The sequence below is a fragment of the Streptomyces sp. NPDC058576 genome (assembly GCF_042718715.1).
GTDB lineage: Bacteria > Actinomycetota > Actinomycetes > Streptomycetales > Streptomycetaceae > Streptomyces.
Genome location: NZ_JBHXPF010000096.1, coordinates 1 through 20125 on the forward strand (window position 1 = coordinate 1; position 20125 = coordinate 20125).

Annotated in this window: 19 protein-coding genes and 2 pseudogenes; 11 read left to right on the forward strand and 10 right to left on the reverse strand. The window is 67.5% G+C overall.

Annotated features, from left to right (window positions below; translation table 11 throughout):
• Positions 1–44: 44 nt before the first annotated feature.
• Positions 45–806 (reverse strand): class I SAM-dependent methyltransferase, encoded by a 762-nt coding sequence (locus tag ACFWRV_RS34845; protein WP_384339985.1) that lies wholly within the window; start codon positions 804–806, stop codon positions 45–47.
• An 88-nt stretch (positions 807–894) separates the two neighbouring features.
• On the opposite strand from ACFWRV_RS34845, the gene ACFWRV_RS34850 reads away from it, so the two are divergent.
• Complete coding sequence (locus ACFWRV_RS34850; protein ID WP_384339987.1) at positions 895–1515, forward strand: CGNR zinc finger domain-containing protein; 621 nt, start codon at positions 895–897, stop codon at positions 1513–1515.
• On the opposite strand, the gene sodX is transcribed toward ACFWRV_RS34850, so the two are convergent.
• On the reverse strand, positions 1428–1856 hold the full coding sequence (gene sodX, locus ACFWRV_RS34855; protein ID WP_384340007.1) for a nickel-type superoxide dismutase maturation protease: 429 nt from the start codon (positions 1854–1856) through the stop codon (positions 1428–1430). The two genes, ACFWRV_RS34850 and sodX, sit on opposite strands and share 88 nt — an antisense overlap.
• A gap of 188 nt (positions 1857–2044) precedes the next feature.
• On the opposite strand from sodX, the gene sodN reads away from it, so the two are divergent.
• Entirely contained in the window at positions 2045–2440 is a 396-nt protein-coding gene (sodN, locus tag ACFWRV_RS34860; RefSeq protein ID WP_003966342.1) for a superoxide dismutase, Ni, read from the forward strand.
• A gap of 9 nt (positions 2441–2449) precedes the next feature.
• Here the strand turns inward: sodN and ACFWRV_RS34865 are convergent.
• Positions 2450–3601 (reverse strand): annotated as a pseudogene (locus ACFWRV_RS34865) (tyrosine-type recombinase/integrase); the annotation flags it as partial.
• 24 nt (positions 3602–3625) lie between these two features.
• The gene (locus ACFWRV_RS34870) at positions 3626–4126 is read right to left on the reverse strand and encodes a helix-turn-helix transcriptional regulator (protein WP_100561490.1); all 501 of its coding nucleotides are present in this window, start codon (positions 4124–4126) and stop codon (positions 3626–3628) included.
• A 120-nt stretch (positions 4127–4246) separates the two neighbouring features.
• On the opposite strand from ACFWRV_RS34870, the gene ACFWRV_RS34875 reads away from it, so the two are divergent.
• From ACFWRV_RS34875 to ACFWRV_RS34890, 4 genes are all read left to right on the forward strand, one after another.
• Complete coding sequence (locus ACFWRV_RS34875) at positions 4247–4441, forward strand: helix-turn-helix domain-containing protein (RefSeq protein WP_363025872.1); 195 nt, start codon at positions 4247–4249, stop codon at positions 4439–4441.
• 143 nt (positions 4442–4584) lie between these two features.
• The gene (locus tag ACFWRV_RS34880; RefSeq protein ID WP_384339989.1) at positions 4585–6027 is read left to right on the forward strand and encodes a DUF3631 domain-containing protein; all 1443 of its coding nucleotides are present in this window, start codon (positions 4585–4587) and stop codon (positions 6025–6027) included.
• Between the two features lie 314 nt (positions 6028–6341).
• The gene (locus ACFWRV_RS34885; RefSeq protein WP_384340009.1) at positions 6342–6914 is read left to right on the forward strand and encodes a hypothetical protein; all 573 of its coding nucleotides are present in this window, start codon (positions 6342–6344) and stop codon (positions 6912–6914) included.
• The gene (locus ACFWRV_RS34890) at positions 6904–8601 is read left to right on the forward strand and encodes a relaxase/mobilization nuclease domain-containing protein (RefSeq protein ID WP_384339991.1); all 1698 of its coding nucleotides are present in this window, start codon (positions 6904–6906) and stop codon (positions 8599–8601) included. Before ACFWRV_RS34885 ends, ACFWRV_RS34890 begins: the two co-directional genes overlap by 11 nt.
• A gap of 166 nt (positions 8602–8767) precedes the next feature.
• Here the strand turns inward: ACFWRV_RS34890 and ACFWRV_RS34895 are convergent, their stop codons facing one another.
• Positions 8768–9466 carry a hypothetical protein gene (locus ACFWRV_RS34895; RefSeq protein WP_384339993.1) on the reverse strand — a complete coding sequence of 233 codons (699 nt, stop codon included), beginning with the start codon at positions 9464–9466 and terminating at the stop codon, positions 8768–8770.
• A 165-nt stretch (positions 9467–9631) separates the two neighbouring features.
• Here ACFWRV_RS34895 and ACFWRV_RS34900 point away from each other — a divergent pair, with 165 nt between their 5' ends.
• A complete protein-coding gene (locus ACFWRV_RS34900) occupies positions 9632–10150 on the forward strand; it encodes a DUF2716 domain-containing protein (RefSeq protein WP_100561485.1) in 519 nt (172 codons plus the stop codon).
• 91 nt (positions 10151–10241) lie between these two features.
• On the opposite strand, the gene ACFWRV_RS34905 is transcribed toward ACFWRV_RS34900, so the two are convergent.
• The 4 genes from ACFWRV_RS34905 to ACFWRV_RS34920 form a co-directional block, all read right to left on the reverse strand.
• Positions 10242–10787 carry an HAD domain-containing protein gene (locus ACFWRV_RS34905; RefSeq protein ID WP_384339995.1) on the reverse strand — a complete coding sequence of 182 codons (546 nt, stop codon included), beginning with the start codon at positions 10785–10787 and terminating at the stop codon, positions 10242–10244.
• A gap of 15 nt (positions 10788–10802) precedes the next feature.
• Entirely contained in the window at positions 10803–11495 is a 693-nt protein-coding gene (locus ACFWRV_RS34910) for a class I SAM-dependent methyltransferase (RefSeq protein WP_384339997.1), read from the reverse strand.
• Positions 11496–12407 carry an aminoglycoside phosphotransferase family protein gene (locus tag ACFWRV_RS34915; protein WP_384339998.1) on the reverse strand — a complete coding sequence of 304 codons (912 nt, stop codon included), beginning with the start codon at positions 12405–12407 and terminating at the stop codon, positions 11496–11498.
• Between the two features lie 80 nt (positions 12408–12487).
• Positions 12488–13237 carry a hypothetical protein gene (locus ACFWRV_RS34920; protein ID WP_100561481.1) on the reverse strand — a complete coding sequence of 250 codons (750 nt, stop codon included), beginning with the start codon at positions 13235–13237 and terminating at the stop codon, positions 12488–12490.
• A gap of 202 nt (positions 13238–13439) precedes the next feature.
• Between ACFWRV_RS34920 and ACFWRV_RS34925 the strand changes: the two genes are divergently transcribed.
• From ACFWRV_RS34925 to ACFWRV_RS34940, 4 genes are all read left to right on the forward strand, one after another.
• A complete protein-coding gene (locus ACFWRV_RS34925; RefSeq protein WP_384340000.1) occupies positions 13440–14795 on the forward strand; it encodes a tetratricopeptide repeat protein in 1356 nt (451 codons plus the stop codon).
• 1 nt (position 14796) lies between these two features.
• Positions 14797–15327 carry an NUDIX domain-containing protein gene (locus tag ACFWRV_RS34930; RefSeq protein WP_384340002.1) on the forward strand — a complete coding sequence of 177 codons (531 nt, stop codon included), beginning with the start codon at positions 14797–14799 and terminating at the stop codon, positions 15325–15327.
• A gap of 526 nt (positions 15328–15853) precedes the next feature.
• Positions 15854–16597, forward strand: a complete 744-nt coding sequence (locus tag ACFWRV_RS34935) for a hypothetical protein (protein WP_384340003.1) — start codon at positions 15854–15856, stop codon at positions 16595–16597.
• A 508-nt stretch (positions 16598–17105) separates the two neighbouring features.
• On the forward strand, positions 17106–19841 hold the full coding sequence (locus tag ACFWRV_RS34940; RefSeq protein ID WP_384340005.1) for a tetratricopeptide repeat protein: 2736 nt from the start codon (positions 17106–17108) through the stop codon (positions 19839–19841).
• Positions 19842–20037: 196 nt separating this feature from the next.
• Here the strand turns inward: ACFWRV_RS34940 and ACFWRV_RS34945 are convergent.
• Positions 20038–20125 (reverse strand): annotated as a pseudogene (locus ACFWRV_RS34945) (IS5/IS1182 family transposase); the annotation flags it as partial.

Genomic DNA, 20125 nt, shown 5'->3' on the forward strand with positions numbered 1-20125 from the left:
GGCCCGTACCGCCCCTCCCTCTTCCGGCCCGGCGCGGGAGCCGGCTACTTCACCGCGAGGACCAGGGTGTCCGAGGGGGACGCCCAGACGGCGCGCGCCTCAGCGAAGCCGGCGGCGATGAGCGTGCGGGCGTGCCAGTCGGCGGAGGGCATGTCGCCGTCCGCGTGCTCGCCGTAGATCGCGAACCGCTCGGCGGTCGGCCCGGCGAGGACCGGGTCCTTCGCGGCGACGGCCCACCAGTCGGCCCAGTCCAGCGCGCCGGCGGCCTTGGCCCGGTCCATTGCGGCGTGCCGGTGGGCGCGTTCGGCGGCGTTGATGCGGGGTGTGGCGGTGTCGATCATGTGGTCGGCGTTCATGAACACCCCGCCGTCCCGGACGAGGCCGCCGAGCTGCCCGTAGAGCGCGGCGAGCGGCTCGGCGTGCAGCCAGTGCAGGGCGGTGGCGGTGAGGACGGCGTCGTACGAGGTGTGGGGCAGCCGGGCCGTCCAGTCCGGATCCTTGAGGTCGGCGGTGACGAAGGCGACCCGGTCGTCGCCCTCGAAAGTGCCGCGGGCGATGGCCAGGAGCGCGGGGTCGAGATCGACGCCGGTGCTCGTGGCGTTCGGGAACCGCTTGAGGAGCCGGTCCGTAATACTGCCCGTACCGCACGCGAGGTCGAGCACCCGCGGTTCCGGTCCGACGACCGCCTCGACCATGTCCAGCATCACCCGGAACCGCTCCTCGCGGTCGGGCATGTACCACTCCTGCTGGCGGTCCCAGCTCTCCTGCCAGGACTGCCAGTCGGTACCCGTAGCCGTCTCCGTCACGTCACCCTCCACGTAATGCCCGTTCACGTCACTCGACCATTACACTGGCCGATGCCCCGACTCTAGACCGACGCCGTAAGGACTACAAGTGGAACTGGCCTATTACTCGGACTACGCCGTGCGCCTGGTCAACACCGAGGAGCCGGCCCGTAGCAAGGACGCGCTCACCTCGGTCGAGGCGGTCCGGGAACTGTTCGGCGCGAATCAGCAGGCGGCGCGGCGGACGACGGACGCCGACGTGACCCGGTTCCGCTCCGTACGGGCGCGGCTGCGCGCGGTCTTCGACGCGGCGGACGGCGGCGACGAGACGCTCGCGGTCGACCTGCTGAACTCGCTGCTGCTGGAGTTCCCGGTGAGCCCGCAGATCTCGGGGCACGACGTGCGGGACGAGGACGGCAGGCCGGACTGGCACATGCACCTGGCCGACCATCCGTCGAACGCGACCGCCGGCTACGCGGCCATCGCGGCGATGGGCCTCGCCTTCCACCTCACCGAGCACGGCGTGGACCGCCTCGGCCTGTGCGAGGCCTCGCCGTGCCGCAACGCCTACCTGGACACCTCCACCAACCGCTCCCGGCGCTACTGCTCGGACCGCTGCGCGACCCGGGCGAACGTGGCCGCCTACCGGGCCCGCAAGCGCGAGGAGGCCGAGCGCACCGGCCGCAGCGCGGAGACCGCCCAGCCCACCACGGCCGTCACTGACCGCTGACCCCTCGCCAGGGGCCGGTAGCGGGCCAGCACCCGGGCCAGCACCAGCTCCTCCGGCACGGTCCCGTAATCGGTGCTGTCCCCGCCCGCGAAGGTGTTGTCGCCCCGCACCCACCAGCCGCCGGGCCGCCGCTCGGTGGCCCGCTTCACCACCAGCAGGTCCTGCTGGAAGGGGTGGCGCAGGATCACCACATCACCGGGGCGCACGGGCGCTCCGTACTGCACGAGCAGCAGGTCGCCGTGGTAGAGGGTGGGCACCATCGAGGGGCCCGTCACCTCCACGACCCGCAACGGACGCCGCGTCACCCGCCCGCCTCCGGACACCTGTCGCCGCTCCGGCATCTCCGGCACCTCCCGCTCCTCCTCCAGCACATCGTCAGTACATCGCCCCGTCTACGGCTCCGTACATTCGGCCGACGGCCCGATTCTCACCCCGGACTTTTGACCTAAGCCCCTGGGGCAGCCGCGGAAAGCGGCGCTCCACGGAGTAATGTCCCACCTGAGAAGACGATCACGAGGAGGACAGCTCCATGCTTTCCCGCCTGTTTGCCCCCAAGGTGAAGGTCAGCGCCCACTGCGACCTGCCCTGCGGCGTGTACGACCCGGCCCAGGCCCGCATCGAGGCCGAGTCGGTCAAGGCCGTCCAGGAGAAGTACCAGGCCAACGAGGACGCGGACTTCCGCACCCGCGCCGTCCTGATCAAGGAGCAGCGCGCCGAGCTCGCGAAGCACCACGTCTCGGTGCTCTGGAGCGACTACTTCAAGCCCCCGCACTTCGAGAAGTACCCGGAGCTGCACCAGCTCATCAACGACACCCTGAAGGCGCTCTCCGCGGCCAAGGGCTCGAACGACCCGAAGACGGGTCAGAAGGCCCTGGACCTGATCGCCGAGGTCGACCGGATCTTCTGGGAGACCAAGAAGGCCTGATCTCCGGCTAGCCGTCTGACCTGCTGTTTCGCCGGTCATGTCGCCTACCTGTCCGCACCCGGTCCGCAGGCCGCCGAGAACGGCGTCCATCACGGACCGGGTGCGGTCTTCTTCGCCCGGCCACAGGTGCGCGTAGATCCGCAGCGTGATGACGGCGGACGCGTGGCCGAGGACGAGCTGCACCTGCTTGACGCTCGCGCCGCCCGCGATGAGCGCGGAGGCGTAGAAGTGCCGCAGGTCGTGGGTCACCAGGTGCGGCAGCTCGACGGGCTTGCGGCCCTCGTACTCGGCCACCTTGTTCTCCTCCGTCTGGAGCGCTTTGCGGGCGCAGTTCCACTCGGTTTTCCAGCGGCGGTAGTTGAGCGGCTCGCCCCCCTCCATGGTGAACAGCCACTCCCTGGACGGACGAGCGGCAAGATGCGCGAGGAGCGCGTCGGTGACGACTTCGCCGACCGGAACCGTCCGCCGGGACTTGGCGGTCTTCGGCGGACCGATCTTCCCCGACTGCAGCCGCTGCCGCTCCACCCGGATGCTGCCGACCTTGAAGTCGATGTCCGCCACCTTGAGGCCGAGCAACTCACCTATGCGCAAGCCTGACCCGGCGAGCACGACGACGGCCGCGCGGATATACGGCGGCATCACGCGCGCCATGGCCTCGACCTGGGCGACGGTGGGCGGGGTGACCTCCTCGTCCGGAATGACCGGAAGGGTGATCCGGCGGCACGGGCTGGAGGCGATGACCTTGTCGTCCACGGCCGCCGTCATGACGCGCACGAGGACGTCGTGGACGTTCCGGACACTGCCCGGGCCGAGCTGGTCGGACAGGTGCTTGAACAGCACTTGTATATCGTTGCGGCGTATCGCCGCCAGGGAGCGGGCACCCAGCGCCGGTACGAGGTCGAGCCGGAGCGCGTTGTCGGTGATGCGCTCACCCGCCTCGCTCGCGATGAGCGAGCCCTGCCACCTCTCGGCGTATTTCGCGAAGGTGATGCGACCGGCGCGCGGGTCGACGTACTGACCAGTGACCACGCTGGCTGTGACCTCGTCGAGCCAGCGCTGGGCGTCGAGCTTCCGGCCGAAGTGGCGAGCGTGCTCCTTGCCGTCGAGATCACGGTAGCGGGCGCGCCATTTGCCGTTGGGGCGCTTCTGTACGTTCGCCAAGTGGCTTCTCCTCTGTGCTGGTTGTCAGTAGTGGCCCCCGTCCTCGATGTCGCCGCTGAGGACGCGGGCGTCTCGCTCGTCCCCCATGAGGCGGAGGCATTGCTCGTGGATCGCCCGCGAGCTGTCCGGGTGGGCCTTGATGTGGCCGGCGACGGCGACCACGGCACGGTGCAGACGGTCGCGGGCGTCACGGGTTTCGTAGAACGCTTCGACGGCTTCCTGGACGAGCCGTCGGCTGTCGACGTCGAGCCCTTCGAGGGGCGGCGACATCAGCTCTTCGAGGGGGAGCTCGAAGACGCGGGAGAAGGCGAGCGCCTCGTCGAGGTTGATCCGCCGACGGGGTGAGCCGTTCTCGATGCGCCAGACGGCCGTCTGGTTCATCTTCACGCCGGCTCTGGTCACGCGCTCGGCCAGCTCGGTCGTGCTCCACCCTCTGACCTCACGCTCCAGGGCCACGCGGCCCGCCACGTTGCCTTCGCTGTAGAGCAGCGGCACCTCGCCACCCTCGGCCTTCTCGCTTGCCATCGAACCTCCATCGCGACCTTCGCTATCCAAATTGAAACATGGGCTTCCCGGTTTGGCTAATCGCCGATCATGAGGTACAGATTATGCAGATCGAATCGCCACCTAGCCGAATAGGAACGCATGCGATACCTGACCACCGCCGAGGTCGCCGAGCGCTACCGCACCGCTGAGAGCACCGTCCGCTACTGGCGCCAGCTCAAGAAGGGGCCGCGCGGCATCAAGGTCGGCAAGCGGGTGCTCTACCCCGAGGCCGAACTGCTGCGCTACGAGCGCGCGCTGATCGACGGCGGAGGGGACTGGGGCCTGGCCTCATGAGCCGCCGGACCGCCCGGACACGGGAACGGCCCTCGGCACGCCTACGCCGAGGGCCGGAGATCCCCTTGCACCTCGCCCATCCCTGAACGAACTGGTCGGGGGCGAGACCTTGCCCGTCTCGCCCCCACCTGAGAGGAACATCTATGAAGGACCCTACGTCCCCCGCCACCTCGAAGGCATCCGGTGTTGCCTGGCCACCGATCGCGGTTCCAGGCCAGGGTCTGCCCACCCGCGACCCGCAGACGCGCCCCGCCATCGGAGGCCCGCCCGCCGATGCTCCGCACCGGAGCTCGCGCGATTCACGACCTGCCGAGGCCAGTGCCCCGACAACAGCGTCGTACAGCGCAGGCGATCCCGCTCCAGGCGGACCAGAAGCCCAAGACGGCGACGGGGCAGCAGGCGAAGGCAGCGCGATGCTGGACGACCTCCGCACAGCGATCGGGCGGTACGTGGTGCTGCCGAGCGACGAGGCCCTGACCGCCGTCACCCTCTGGGTCGCGGCTTCCCACATCCAGCCTGGCCTCCAGCACGCGCCACGGCTGGCGGTGGTCGGGCCGACCAAGGGGTGCGGCAAGTCCCGTCTCCTGGATGTCCTCTACGAGACCGTCCACCAGCCGATGATGACGGTGAACACCTCCCCGGCGGTCGTCTTCCGCGTCATCGGCAAGACGCCGCCGACGCTGCTGGTGGACGAGGCCGACACCATCTTCGGCCCTAAGGCGGGCGACAAGGAGGACCTGCGCGGCTTGCTGAACGCCGGGCACCAGCGCAACCGGCCCGCCTGGCGGATCTCCGGGCCGGAGCACAAGCCGACCGCGTTCCCCACCTTCGCCATGGCGGCGCTGGCCGGCATCGGCGACCTGCCGGACACGATCATGGACCGGGCGATCGTCATCCGCATGCAGAAGCGCAAGCCGGGCGAGCGGATCACCCCGTTCCGCTCGCGGTACTCCGTGCCGGAACTGCACGCGCTTCGCGGCCGGCTGGCCGACTGGCTGGTCCCGCTGCGCGGCACCGTCGCGGGCGCGGTGCCGAAGATGCCCGTCGAGGACCGCGCCGCCGACACATGGGAGCCGCTCGTCATCGTCGCCGATCTCGCCGGTGGGCACTGGCCAGCGCGGGCACGTGCCGCCTGTCTGGCGATGACGCGTAACGAGGTGGTCCAGGACGAGCAGACGACGCTGAAGACGCGGCTGCTGCGTGACATCCGCCGCGTCTTCGACCAGGAGGGCAGCAAGGAGGCTCTGCGCAGCCAGGACCTGCTGGCCGTGCTGATCCAGGACGCCGAGGCTCCGTGGGCGGAGTACGGCACGAAGCGGTTGAACGCCTACCACCTGGCGAATCTGCTGCGTGTTTTCGGTATCAGCCCGGCCAACTACCGGTTCGAGAACGGCAGGCAGGCCAAGGCGTACGCCCGCAACCACTTCGTGGACGCCTGGGCCCGCTACTGCCCCGACCCCGCCCCGTCGGTACCCACCGCCGAGGTCCCGGCACGTCCGACCCAGGGCAGGCCACCCGCCCCTCCGTCCGGGACGCTGCCCACCGGCCCGCCGGGAGGGCCCGCAGGCCCCAGGCCCACTCGCTGACTCCAGGTCCACATCAATCCGTCGCATCCGTCCCCGCGCAGGTCAGCGCGGGGACGGATCTCGTCGCCGTTACGGATCACTCCGTACCTGCGGCCCTCTCCGTACCTGTGCTGACCAGCCATGCGACGGATGCGACGGACGCGACGAACCACCACCCACACGACTGACGGAGCACCACCATGCCCGAATCGAACGCCGACGACACCACCTCCCGCCGCCACAGGAAGCTGTTCAGGCTCCCCCGACGACCAGCAGCAAGCTGGAGCGAACGAGCCTCTAACGAGGCTTCGTCCGCGCTTGCCCCCGCCCCAGGGGTGGCGGAGGACAAGGCCAAGCGCCAGGGGGCGCCCGAGCCGGAGCAGAGGGTGGCGGAGGACTCTTGCCAGCCCGCCGACTCCGAAGCTCCTCGTACTGAGCCGCAGGCCGACGTCCCACCGCCGGTCGAGCAGCCGTCCTGGCAAGATCTCGACGCCCCCGTGCTGCCCACGCGGATGAACCGCAAGCGCACGGTCGAGAAGCGCGATCAGGAGAAGACCATCCGCTTCACGCGCACGGCGGTTCAGGTGATCAGCGGCGCTGCACACCAGCGGGGTCAGAGGTTCGCCGGGTTCGTCGGGGACGCCGCCCTGGCTGTTGCGCAGGGCAAGGCGGGGATGGTCGGCAGCCCGGAGGACGATCCTCTGCGCCCGCTGATCGAAGCGGTCGAGGCGCAAACCGTCGCGCTGAATCGCATCGGCGGCAACCTCAACCAGATCACCGCAGCCATCAACCGAGGAACCGTGCCCGAGCGCGCCGAAACGATTCTCGACCGCGTTGAGCAAGCAGCGCAGAACAGCTTCCACCTCATCGACCAACTCCTGGCGGGAGGAAAGGTTCATGGTTCCTGACGTCTCCACCGGCTCCGACAGTCGCGGACTGATCGCCTACCTCTTCGGCCCCGGCCGCCGCGACGAGCACACCAACCCCCACATCGTCGCCGCCTGGGACATGGCCGGCGCCCCGGACCCCGGCCGCGACCCGGCAGCCACCTACACCCAGCTCGCCAGGCGACTCGACCACCACGTCGACCTCCGCACCCGCGAGCTGGGCGGCAAGAAGCCACCGCAGCACGTCTGGCACTGCCCGGTCCGCACCGCGCCCGGCGACCGCTACCTCACCGACGCCGAGTGGGCCCAGGTCGCCCGCCGCGTCGTGCACGCCACGGGCATCGCCCCCGACGGCGACGAGAGGGCATGCCGATGGATCGCGGTACGCCACGCCGACGACCACATCCACATCATGGCCACCACCGTCCGCGCCGACGGACGCCGCCCACGCACCCACCAGGACGGCTGGCGGGCCCAGGCCGAGTGCCGCAGGATCGAAGCCGAGTTCGGCCTGCGCCGCCTGAAGTCCGGCGACCTCACGGCCCCCCGTACCCCCACCGGCGCCGAACGCGCCAAGGCCGAGCGCCAGGGCCAGACGGTCACGGCACGACAGTGGCTGCGCGAGCGGGCGTACGCGGTCGCCGCCGCCGTACACACCGAGGCCGACTACTTCACCGTGCTGCAGTCCCTCGGCATCAAGGTCAAGACACGCCTCGGCCCCGAGAGCGGCGACGTGATCGGCTACAGCCTCGCCGCACCCGGCGACACCAACAGCGCCGGGGAGCCCGTCTGGTACGGCGGCTCGAAGCTCGCCCCCGACCTCTCCATCAACCGCCTCCGCGAACGCCTCCCCGACCAGGAGGCAGCCGACCGTCCCCGGTTCGCGGCAGATCCCACCGAACCGTGGCAGCACACCATCTCCGCGATACAAAGGGCGCACACCGTCCTCGACTCCGACGACGATGCCGCCGCCCAAGGCCAGATCGCCGCATTCGGCGATGCCCTCTACAACATCGCCAGCGCCACGACCGGCCTACACCGGGCGGAACTACGATCGGCGGCGGTGGCGTTCAACCGCGCCCGCCGCTCCGCTACCAGCGCCGACCACCAAGTCGCCACAGCCCTACGCAAGGCCGCCCAGGAACTCGCCTACGCTTCCAACGAGCCGGGTGGACTCGCCATCGCCCTGCTCTTCGCCACCGTGCACCTAGCCCGCGCCGCCGCCACATGGCACGAGCAGCGCGGCCACGAACAGCAGGCCGCCGCGGCCGAGGAAGCCTTCAGCCACCTCCAGACGGGCTACCAGCAGGCCGCCGCACCCGCCTTGGCGGAGCTTGCCCACCGCGCACCACGAGCCGCCACCGCCAGCCGCTTCGAGCAGGACGTGCGCGCCGCCCTCCCCAACCACGCCGACCGAATCCTCGCCGACCCCACTTGGACCGCCCTGACCACAACCCTCGCCCAAGCGGAAACCGCCGGCCACAACCCCCGACGTCTCCTGATCGAGGTGAGCGCCCAACCAGAGCTCGACAGCGCCGAGCGCCCCGCCGAGGTCCTCAACTGGCGCATCGCCGCACAACCGAACCGGCGGACGCAAGCCGCTCGCAGGCAAAGCGCCATCAGTGGCACATCGGCCAGGTCCGCCACGCCACGCCATCCGGCTACGCCAGAGGCCACGAGGCCCGAGGAGCGCAGTCGGCACCGCTGACCCCGGTTTCTCCCAGCCAGATTCCCGACAAAGAGACCGGCAGGCGAAGGCCGGCACAGCCCCCGGTGCGACACGTTCCCCGAGGGAACACCGGAAGTGTTCCCTCGGGGAACGCCCAACCCTGAGGAGACGGGGCTTTCCGCTCAGTTCCGGATGGCGTACCAGATCAGCTGGAGCGCTGAGCAGTTGCCTGAAGGTGCTCATAGAGGAAGGGGGCGTCGAGACGTGTGTCGCTGACACGATCGCGCACGTCGGTGAGAAGCCAGCCCAGCAGTTCGGCAGTGGCGTCGTACTCATCGTAGAAGCCCATGCGCAAGTCGGTGATCTCGAACTCGAACATCACGTCGTCAACGAGGTCTGCCAAGTGCGCGTCAGCGGCCGGGGTATTGGTCGCGGTCCACGTGTTCAGCCAAGGACGCAAGCTGTTGGTGGCCACGGTGATGACGCTGAGGGAATCCCTGACGGGCACGGGGCTGGGGTGGGTATGCAGCGTGCTCTGCCACCAAGCGGACCAGACGTCCCGCAAAGCCTCGGACAAGGGCAAGTCCCAGGTGGCCCAGCCCGCGTGGATCAGGCGGGAGGCGATGAGCTCCTCGTCGATGTGGAGTCGGCCTGTGACGAGTAGGCGAATGATGCGCGGGACGAGGTGACGATAGAGACGAGGAAAGTCCTCCCAATGATCAGGCGTCTTTGCGGCAATCGAGGAAACCAGGTCGTCGCCTATGAGGTGCAGCGGGCCGGAGAGTTCGGCGAAGTCGTGCTCGCCGTAGCAGTACGTGCATCCTGTGACGAGGAAGGGACCTTCTGAGGCGAAGGCGTGGTCCAGGGCATCGAGAGCTGTCATGAGCTGCTCAGAGCAAGACATGAAGACCTGCCGGGGGACTCCGTCCGGGTGACCGGCGAAGATCGCAGGCTATCAGGCCGTCCCCCGCCTCTCACGGAATGCCTTGATGGTCCGAGTGGAGGGGACCGATGTTCCGTGAAGGATCTATCTCCGATCCTCACACGGGCGACTCGATAGGGTCGGGCCATGATGGAGAGTCCCGTGGTCGAGCTGCTTGAGGCCGAGTACCGACGCGTTTGGGACCGCTTCTACGACGAGTTCGTGTTCCGGCCGAGTACGAGTTCTTTCAAGTGGCCGGCCATCAAGGAGCCCGTTGCATCGGTTACCTGGAGCCTTGCCGTGCTTGACGACGACCCTGAATACGAGCGTTTGGACCGCTTGGTCAAGGTGATCGAGCAGGGGCTGAAGTCCTGCATGGGCCCGAGCGGAACGCTGCTCGCGCTCGACTGGCAGCACACGTCGTATCGCTTCGCACCGCTGGGCGTCGGTGGCCCGGGGCAGCTGGCCTGGCCTTTGAGCCCGTACCCCGATGGGGATTACTACATCTACCTCGCGGAAGACTTCCGTACCGGCAGTTTTGGGCACCCCTGGGAGAAGTCCCTCTGTCTGTTCGGTCAGGAATTCCTCGACGCCGCATCCGCGGAGGTAGAGAAGCTTCTCGGCCAGCCGATCCGTAGGTCCGGCAGGCCAGTCGGCACCGCCTGAGGTGGGTCCCGACTCCACAGGCACTCAGGGAGTCAGACCCCACAGCGCATCCTGATGCCCTCGCTGCTCGTGGCAGCGAGGGCATCAGCCGTCAGACGGCGCGGGCTGTAGGTATCTGCGAGACCCAGTTCGTGAGCTCGGTCAGGTGCTCGGGCTGCAGCCCGAAATGTGGGTCGGGCTGCACGAGAAGGGTCGGAGTTCCCCTGGCGGTGCGCTCCGCCGCCCAGTCGTGGTCGAGGCCGGTGAAGTCGTCGTCGATCCAGACGGCGGGGGCGTCTGCCAGCCAGACGTCGACGTGGTCGCGTTTCCAGAGGTAGCCATCGGGGTGGCTGGTGGTGATCCGGGGGCGAGGCAGATCGAGGTAAGGGAAGTCGGGCAGCCCCAGGAGGGGGCCGATGATCGTGGCGGCGTCCTTGCGCCAGCTCGTGCACCACACGGGAGTGATGAGCCCGCTGGTCAGGAGGTCGGTGAGAACGCCGCCCTGGCTCGGGTCGAGCCAGACCGGGACGGGGTCGTCGGGGTGCCGGCCGGTGGGCAGGACGGTGTGGCGGACGTGGGTGGGCGGGGTGCTGCCGTCGGCGGCCGGGAACGGGATGAGGACGCCGTCGATGTCCAGGAGCAGGTAGGGCAGGGTCATCGGTGCCTCCGTCGGTCAGCGTTTGCGGGCGGTGATCAGGAGGGTGGTGGGCCACGGGTCACGGCGCGGGGGCCGCAGCTCCACCGTCGAGGTGACGCCCAGGCCCGCCCGGGAGAGGTGGGCTCCCCAGCGGCGGGCGTCGAACTCCCATCGAGCGAGGGGCAATCGGGTGCGGTCGGGCATGGTGACGTAGTCCTCGCGCGGACGGTCGTCCGTGGATGGATGTCTTCCGGCCCGTGCCGGGTGAGGGACGGAGAAGGCCAGGACACCGCCAGGCTTCAGGCGTCGGGAAACGGCGGTGAGGAGGAGCTCGGGGGCGACGAGGCCGACGGCACCGAAAGCGGAATAGATCGCGTCGAAGGTCCGGCCGGTGGCCTGAAGGTGGTGCAGTGCGTGACCGGCGGCGAACGTGGCGTCGTCGATGTGGCCGTAGTGGGAGCGGGCGCGGCGTACCTGGAGGCCGACCAGGTCCACGCCGGTGACGCGGGCCTGGTGGTGCTTCGCGAGGTGGGCCACGTTGTGGCCGGGGCCGCAGCCCAGCTCCAGGACGCGCTTGCCGCACAGATCCCGTCCCAAAATCTCAGCGCCGGGTCCGACGCCGGCGCGGGTGCTCCATTCCATCCGGGCCGGCGCGGTGAGGGCGTGCGCGGGGGCAGCGGCTGTGCGCTGGGCTGCGTGGGCGTACCAGGGGGAGAACTGGGCGAGCACCTAGACCTCCAGGAGTTGGACCACGTCGTTCAGGTGGCGGCGGACGACAGGGATGTACGCGGGGTCCTTGTCCGGGTCGTTGATCCAGCGGATGGCCTGCTCCATGAACCACTCCACGGCCCACATGCGGTGCCAGCCCAGGGCCCATGCCTCGGCGGCCAGGCCGCCCCGGGCTGCGAGGGCGTCCTCATGACCACCTGCGATGACGTACTGCTCCAGGAACACCCGCAGTCGGAAGGGGCTCGGTACGTCGGTGGTGCCCTGGTAGGAGGCGAGGTCGATCAGGCCGGGGCCGGTGAAGGCGCGTGCGAAGTCGAGGAGGTGCCAGCCGTTCTCCCCGATGTGGATGCTCGTGGGGTGGAACTCGGAGTGGACCCAGCCGAACGGGTCGAGCGTCGCACCCTGGACGCGAGTCTCGGCCGCGGCGGAGATCTTTCCCAGCGCGGTCTCGATGTCGTCGCAGTCCGTCCATCGGTCGGTCTTCCGCAGCCGCTGGAGGTGATCGAGGGCTCGGCCGGGCAGGGCTGCGAGGCCCGCCCCGTCGAGGAGGGGCAGACCGCCCGCCGGGCGGGCGGCATGGAGCATCACGGCGGCGGCGACACCGTCGAGGTCGTCGGCGTCCCGTACGGGGTTGCCGAGGTCGTCCATGAGCATCCCGAGCCACTTGTCCTGCATGGCGGTGGCGTGGAGCGCGGGGACCGGGAGCCCGCGCTGGTATGCCGCCCGCAGGGCCTGGGCCTCGCGGTCGAAGGGCTCCTTGGCGTACTTGAAAACGGCCGTGGTGCCGTCGGGGAAGGTGACGCGTTCGACGCCGGACATGCCCCAGACGCGAATCTCGGTACGTTCGGGGAGGGGCTTGCCGACGAGGGCGCACAGGTCGTCCAGCAGGGTGGCGGACAGGCTCTGGTCCATGGCGGGTCTCCAGGGGACTGGTGGGCTCCGGGGCGGGCGCGCGCGAGCTGGCCCGCCCCGGAGCCGTACTGGGGGCGGGGTTACTCGGCTGCGGTCACGCGGTGGGCGTAGACCTGCTCGATCCAGCCCGCCTTGAACTCGGCGAGGTCGTCGCGGAAGTTGGCCATCGAGGCACCGTAGGGTGCGACCACGCCGCCGGACTGGTCCGGCACAGACTGGCAGCCGTGCACGAGCCGGCCGCCGAGCGCGGCGTGGGCCTTGATGGACTCGATCCGGCGGTGCTCGTTGAACCAGCCGCCGTGGTAGACCTCGTCGAGCATTCCGCCCGTCTCGTCGTCCAGGTCGAAGACGACGGCCGTGGCGGCGGGGAAGAACCAGCACGGGCCGACGTTGGAGATGTGCCCATCCAGCTCGACTTTGTTGAGTGCCATCAGCGTGGCTGCCTCGCGCAGCATGCGCAGGTGGTCGGCGGTGACCTGCGGGAGGCCGAGACCGGCCAGGTGCTCCTCGCGGAAGAGATACGAGTACACCCCGTACGCCGTCGCCAGCACGCGGGCCGCGTCGGAGGTGGACTCGCCGTGGTTCTTAATGAAGTCGAGCGCGAGCTGCTCGACCGCGCTCTCGGTGGTCTCGTCCACGTCCAGGAGCTGAGTCTTGACCAGCTCCCAGTCGGCGACGTGCCACGTGTTCGACTCGAAGCGGAAAAAGTACTCGGCCGGGTCGATGGTGATGCGCCGACCGTCCACGTGGATGCCGGGCAGGCGGTTCCAGCGCGGGTCGAAGGCGTCGGGCAGCTCGACCGTGATGGTCGCGGTGTCGATGGTGGTCACCGTGTCTCCGTCTCTGATCGTCCGGGCCGAGGCATAGGAATGCCCGAACCCGTTAGGGCGTACGGAACTTGGGAGCCGCCCGGCTCGCGATGCCGTGAGTGGGGCGGCTGTCGATAAGTGAACCGCCCGCTACGCAGAGTGGGTACGGTGTGACCGAGGTCAAGCGGTATACACGGTTTACGGATCCGGAGCGGAGGCGATCGTGCCGACACCGACCAGCGCCAACTCCCGCCTGCGCGACACGGTCAACGCCGCCGAGTGCACGTACGAGGCACTCGCCAAGGATGTACGCCGCATCGCCGCCGAGAACGGCGAACTACTCCAGACCAACAAGTCGGCCATCTCCCACTGGGTGGGCGGTGCCCGCACGCCATCCGGCCAAGCAGGGCAGTACCTCGCCGAAGCCCTCTCCCGGCGCCTGGGCCGCGTCGTCACCCGAACCGAGCTCGGCCTCCACTCACCCGACACGGAGTCGCCACCGGACACCGACCCCGTCACCGCGGTCACCGACCTCGGCCGCGCGGACGTCGAGCGCCGCCGCTTCCTCGCCATCGCCGCGTTCACCACGGCCGGCGTGGCCATGCCGCTCCTGCACGACCACGAAGCCACCTCACGGCTGCTCCGCGCCCGCACCGCCCGCTCCCTCGTCGGCAGCGACGACATCGACGTCGTACGACAGATCACGGCAGCCTTCAGCGCCGCCGACGAACGGCTCGGCGGCGGGCACGGCCTGACCACGGTCACGGCGTACCTTGCCGACACGGCAGCCCCCATGCTGCGCGGCCGCTTCCCCGCAGAAGCCTTACGCCGGGCCGCCTTCGGCGCCGTCGCCGAACTCGCCTACCTCGCAGGGTGGAAGCACCACGACCTCGGCCACGAAGGCGCCGCCCAGCGCTACTACCAGGTCGGCTACCAGCTCGCCTGCGAAGCGGACCCCCACGGCCACGCCGCATGGATGATGCGCGCCCTCGCCCATCAATCCCTCAGCCTCAAGCAACCCCACCACTGCGTGGACCTCGTCAAAGGCGCGCTCTCCCGCGGCCTCGGCCACGTGGACGGACAAACCGAAGCCCTCCTCCACATCACGCACGCCCGCGCCTACGCAGCGGTCGGCGAGAACCCGTTGGCCGCCCGCGCCCTCCTCCGAGCCGAAGACGCCCTCCTGCGCGAGGACGGTCCCCAGCCCAGCTTCTCCCGCGTCAGCGGCCCAGCAGCCGGCACCGTGGCCAGCCACACCGCACGCACCCTGACCGACCTCGCCGACCACATCGGTACAGAACAACAGCACCGCAACGCGCTCACCCGCTGGGACCCGGAGAAGTACAAGCGCGTCCACGCCCTCACCCACGCCGACCTCGGCGACAGCCTTGCCGCTCAGGCCCGGGCTGACGAGGCGGTCGCGGCCTGGACTCAAGCCCTGGTCCTCATGGAGGGCATGACCTCCGACCGCACCCGCAAGGCGATCACCTCGATCCGCTCCACCCTCGCGATCTACCAGCGCCGCCGCGTTCCCGGTGCCGCAGGTCTCGCCCGCCGCGCCCGCGAGGCCCTCGCCTAACATGCCCAACAACGCGCCCGACGAAGGGAACCCCGTGGCTCAGCAGACCGACAACCGCCCCTCAGCCCTCAAGCCGGCGCTCGACTCCATGACCCTGCTGGTCGCGGCCGTCATTGTCCACGACAAGGCCACGAACCGCGTCGTGCTCCTCCAGCGCAGCGAGAACGCCAAGTTCGCCCAGGGGATGTGGGACCTGCCCGTCGGCAAGAGCGAACCGGGCGAGCCCATCACTGAGACGGCAGTCCGCGAGCTCTACGAGGAGACGGGCCTCACCGTGGAGCCTGACTCCCTCAAGGTCGCCCACATCATCCACGGTGCCTGGGGCGTTGAGTCCCCCAATGGCTTCCTCACGGTCGTCTTCGCCACGCACGAATGGACTGGCAGACCCGAAAACCGCGAACCCCGCAAGCACTCCCAGGTCCGCTGGGTCGATGCCGATGCAGTACCCGAGAATTTCGTCGACACCACTTCAAGCGCCCTTCATCGATACCTCACGGGAGGCCCGGAAGTCTCCCTCAATGGCTGGCAATAGATGCGCCCAAGTGATTTCCAGCCAGATGCTCCGCCGCGCGTCCTCGGACCGAGAGACAACTGATGCCCGTACCTCACCAACTTCCGTCGGCGGCACAATCCGCTCCCAGAGGGCTGTCGCGCCGCCACCGCTTGGTCAGGATGCACCCATGACAAGGTCATTCGACCCGTGGAGCTGGGAATGGCGTCGGCTCCGGTGCCTTGCAGGCTGCGGTGACCCTGTGAAGCGCAATGTTCACGCATGGGTGGAGCTGTACGGGGCTCAATCCGGAAGTTGGCTCGCAGCGTCCCGCATAGATGCGGGTCAGGGATTCGCCGACCCACTTCCGCCCCCTGCAGGTGAGCCGCTGTACATGCTGGGAGTTGCACACCGGACCTGTCTAGACTCAGCCGTCAAACTCCTTCGGCAAGGACGTGCGGTTCTCGATCAGCCCCTTCAAGAGGCGTTTGTCGACGTGCCTCCCCGTGGCCCGGAAGAGACATATGCATTACCCACGCAACGCGGCCTGTGTCCCTTCTGCCCAGACTTGGAGCAGAAGCCAACAAAGGAGCATATCTACCCGAAGTGGCTGATTCGGGAGCTGCGCCAGCTGGGCGTAAAGAATGGCTCGCCGGATCCACGGAAGCGGAAGATCGAATGGCCGACCGCTCCCGCGTGCCAGCGCTGCAACAACAACTGGATGCCGGTCCTCGATAACGACGCATCTTCGATCATGCTGCCCATGTTTTTCAGCACCCGCCTCGTATGCGAGGAAGAGCAGCTGCGACTCGCTCTATGGGCGGCCATGAAAGCGATCCTCTTCGACTCCGCTGGCGAAGCTGTCATCCCTCGCGGGTTCAGTCAGAGCCTGGAGATCTTCCGCCATCCGCACCCCGGAATGCGCGTGTGGATCGCGGCGTACTACGACAGTAACCCGTTGGCCCTCGTAATTCGTCCCATCTATGCACCCCAGCCGACGAAGACGGAAATCGATCAGCTCAATGGCTGGTGTGCCACTTTCTCCGTGCTTCGCGTCGCCTTTCAGGTGTTCATTCCGTTCGTAGAAGGAAATCTCGCTCCACTCCCGGACTTCCACGGCTCGGTGGTCGAGCTGTGGCCCCCATCGGGCAAGGCCCTGGATTGGCCGCCGCCCTACTATTTCGACAGCGAGTCCATAAACGGCCTCGCGGCGCGGATTCACGACAACCGAGAAGTCATCAAGATGGAGGTCACCCTGACAGAGGCCGTCCGGGAGCCGCCCGAGCCGCCTGACTCTACTCCCGTCCCCTAGAACAGCGCAGCTGTATCTGCGGAAAAGCTCATCGCCGAACAGGAAGCCATCTAGGCTGGTCTGACGTGAACTGGGGTCACTTTCGAGGGGGAAATATGTCTCGCACGGGCAGGATCACCGTTGGAGTGATCGCCGCACTTGGTATCGCGTCCACTCCTGTGGTCTGGCTGTTGGACGGCCCTGGTGCGGGCCAGTTCATCGGTGCCACTGTGCAAGCCGGGACGGGAATCGCGGCGGCACTCTGGACCTGGCGTCAGGGGCGGAGCAGACCAGGCCCTGTGACGGCTACACCGCTGTCGGACACGGCCATCGACACGGGGGAAGCAAAGGCCACCAGCGGCGGCTCGGCGCGCACCGGCGTGCGACGCCCCCGGGCCGTAGGGGATGGGACAGCCCGAGCCGTGCGCACCGGAGACGCAACCGCAGACGGTAAGGGGAGCAGCGCTAGCACTGGTATCGACTACAGCTAAGCGATCACAGTTCACAGGTCTAAAGGATGGCAGCCGCAATGACGTGGACCAAGGGTGGCTCCCCGCTCTCCGGCGATGGCGATCGTCCCAGCGTCGGTGCGGTAGAACCAACAGACGCGGTCGTCGTAGCGGATACAGGGGATGCCGAAGCTAGCGACAACGGATCAGCCAACACCGGTTATCGAGGGCCGTCTCCTGACGCCCCCAGCGACGGGGCAGCAGAACTAGCAGTCGTTACGCACACTGGAGCAGCCACCGCCTCCTCCGGCGGGGTGGCCAACAGCGGCTACATCGGCAAGTTGACGGTGATCCAGCCACACGTCCCGCGCGCGCCGGCCACCTGGCCGCACCAGGTGGGCGTACTTCCGCCCACGGCAACCGCCTTCCAGGAACGGCCTTCGGCAAATGCCCTCCGTGCAATACCGCCTGGCAGCTCGGTGATCCTCACGGGCACCGGGGGCGTTGGCAAGACACAACTCGCGGCCAGCCTCGCACGCAGCGCCTGGGAGTCCAGTCGCATCGACGTTTTGGTGTGGATCACCGCCGGTGACCGCGCGGCGGTGATCTCCGCGTATGCCCAGGCGGCAGCAGAGATCTTGGGAATCTCCCCCATTGATCTGGAGCACGCTGCTAGAGACCTTCTTTCTTGGCTGGAGCCGAAAAGAGGGGCCCAACTCTGCCGTTGGCTAATCATCCTGGACGGTCTTGCTGACCCCAGCGATATGCGTGGCCTCTGGCCGCCTTCCAACCCTCATGGCACCACAGTGGTGACAACGCAACGCCGGGATGCGGCCTTGGCAGGGCAGGGTCGACAGTTCGCGGACGTCGGCCTATTCACATGCGGCGAGGCGATCTCCTACCTGACCGAGTTTTTGGCGATACATGACCGCATCGAACACCCTGATCAGTTGGCGGAACTGACGACCGACCTCGGGCACCTGCCGCTCGCGCTCTCCCAAGCTGCGGCCTACATCGTCGACGCGGCAATGAGCCTCTCTGACTACCGAAACATCTTGAAGGAGCGGGCAACAGAACTTCGGGACGTGGTTCCTGACCCGAGCGCCCTCCCCGACGATCAAGATACGACCGTCGCTGCCGCCTGGTCACTCTCGATTGAGCGTGCCGACCTCCTCCGCCCCGCTGGCCTAGCACGTCCGATGCTGCAATTGGCCTCGACGCTCGACGGAAGCGGCATTCCTATCTCAGTTTTAACCAGCAAGCCTGCACTGGCCTACTTGGCCGACAGCAGGGCGATCATAACTGGAAGCCAGCCACCCCTCGCCGAGGTGTCCGTCACTGATGCCCTTGGTGCAGTGCGATCATTGCATCGCCTGAATTTGGTTGACCATAATCGTTCGGATGCATGCCAAACGGTACATACGCACCAACTAATTCAACGCGCAACCCGTGAGGCTCTCCCCCCTGAAGCGCGAACCAAGATAGCAAGCGCCGCTTCCGATTCCCTGGCGGCCGGTTGGCCGGATCTTGATCGCAATACCAGAATGGATCAGGCGCTTCGAGCCAATGCCGAGACTCTCCTACAGGTAGCTGGCGATAAGCTATTCAATCCCTACCCACACGTAATTCTTTTCCGATTGGGAAGGAGCCTTGGAGAGGCTGGGCAAGTAGATCTAGCTATATCGCATTTTCGCGACGTCGCGGCCAAATCGGAGCGCATCAACGGGCAACTGCATCCGCTCGCACTAGCAGCGCGTGGGAACCTCGCAGCCTGGTTGGGTGAATCGGGAGCCTATGCCGAAGCCGTCACCGAGCTCGAATCTATCCGAATCTCCCAGAATAATCTCCTGGGTGCTAATCACCCGCACACCCTCACTAGCCGATTTAACCTCGGGCTATTCCGAGGAAGGTCAGGCGATTATCTGGGTTCAGTCAAGGAACTTCGGAGTCTTTTGCCAGACCAAATGCTCACCTGGGGCGAGTACCACCGCGAGACGCTTTTCACCCGTCACGAACTCGCCCGTTGGACGGGGAGGACTGGCGACATTGCTGCCGCAATCGACAGCCTTCAGTCGCTGGCCGTCGACCAAGAACATGCCCTCGGCCCAACCGACCCGGACACGCTGTTCACCAAACATGACCTCGCTTGTTGGCAGGGCCAGGCAGGCCAGACCGTCCTCGCAGCCAAGAGCCTTGCGACCTTGAGAATCTTCTTTACTGACGTCCTGGGGGCCGACCATCCGCGCACCCTCACCCTCCGAGGCGACCTTGCCAGGTGGCGAGCCAAGGCGGGTAACCCTACGGGTGCCATACGGGACCTCAGACGCCTACTAAGCGATCGGGAACGAATTCTTGGCCCCAATCATCCATCCACCCTTACAACGCGAAACGACCTAGCTTCTTGGATTGGCGAGGCCGGGGATCCTGCTGGTGCTGTTCGCGAATTCTCCTCGCTCATACCGGACCTTGAGGAAATCCTAGGACCAGGAAATATCGTAACCCTCACGGCCCGGGACAACCAGATAACGTGGCGCGTACGCAGCGGCGACATCCTTGGGACCGTTAGAGAATCGAGTAGATTACTGCTCGACATGGCGGATTTTCTGGGTTCTACGCACCCCATAACTCTCACAGCACGCCACAATCATGCTGACCGTCAGGGAGCATCAGGCGATGCAGCAGGGGCCGCGGTTAGCTTCAGGAACCTTTTGATCGACTTCGAGCGAAACCTCGGTACGGGCCATCCCTCAACCGAAGTATGCCGAAGGGGCCTTGCTTATTGGGAGAGTCGCCTCAGAGGTGGGGGGAGCTCATAAAAGTAAGCGCGGGGCATTTTTACCGCTGCCTCTGGAGTGAGGACGGCTTGGCGGATTTCGTGACACCGTGCGGGAAGCTGACGAGATCCACAGCACGTGTCCAGACCGATCTTTCACTGCCTCCACGTTCACACAGCGGCGGCAGTGCTTGTGCGAGTAACCGACCCGTCGCTCATACGGTTCGCACTCACAACGGCTAACACAATGAGTTGATCTGTCGGCGGGTGATCAGGCAGCAGGCCAGCTTGAGGAAGGCTTCGTGGATGTCGGCTCGGCGTTCCCAG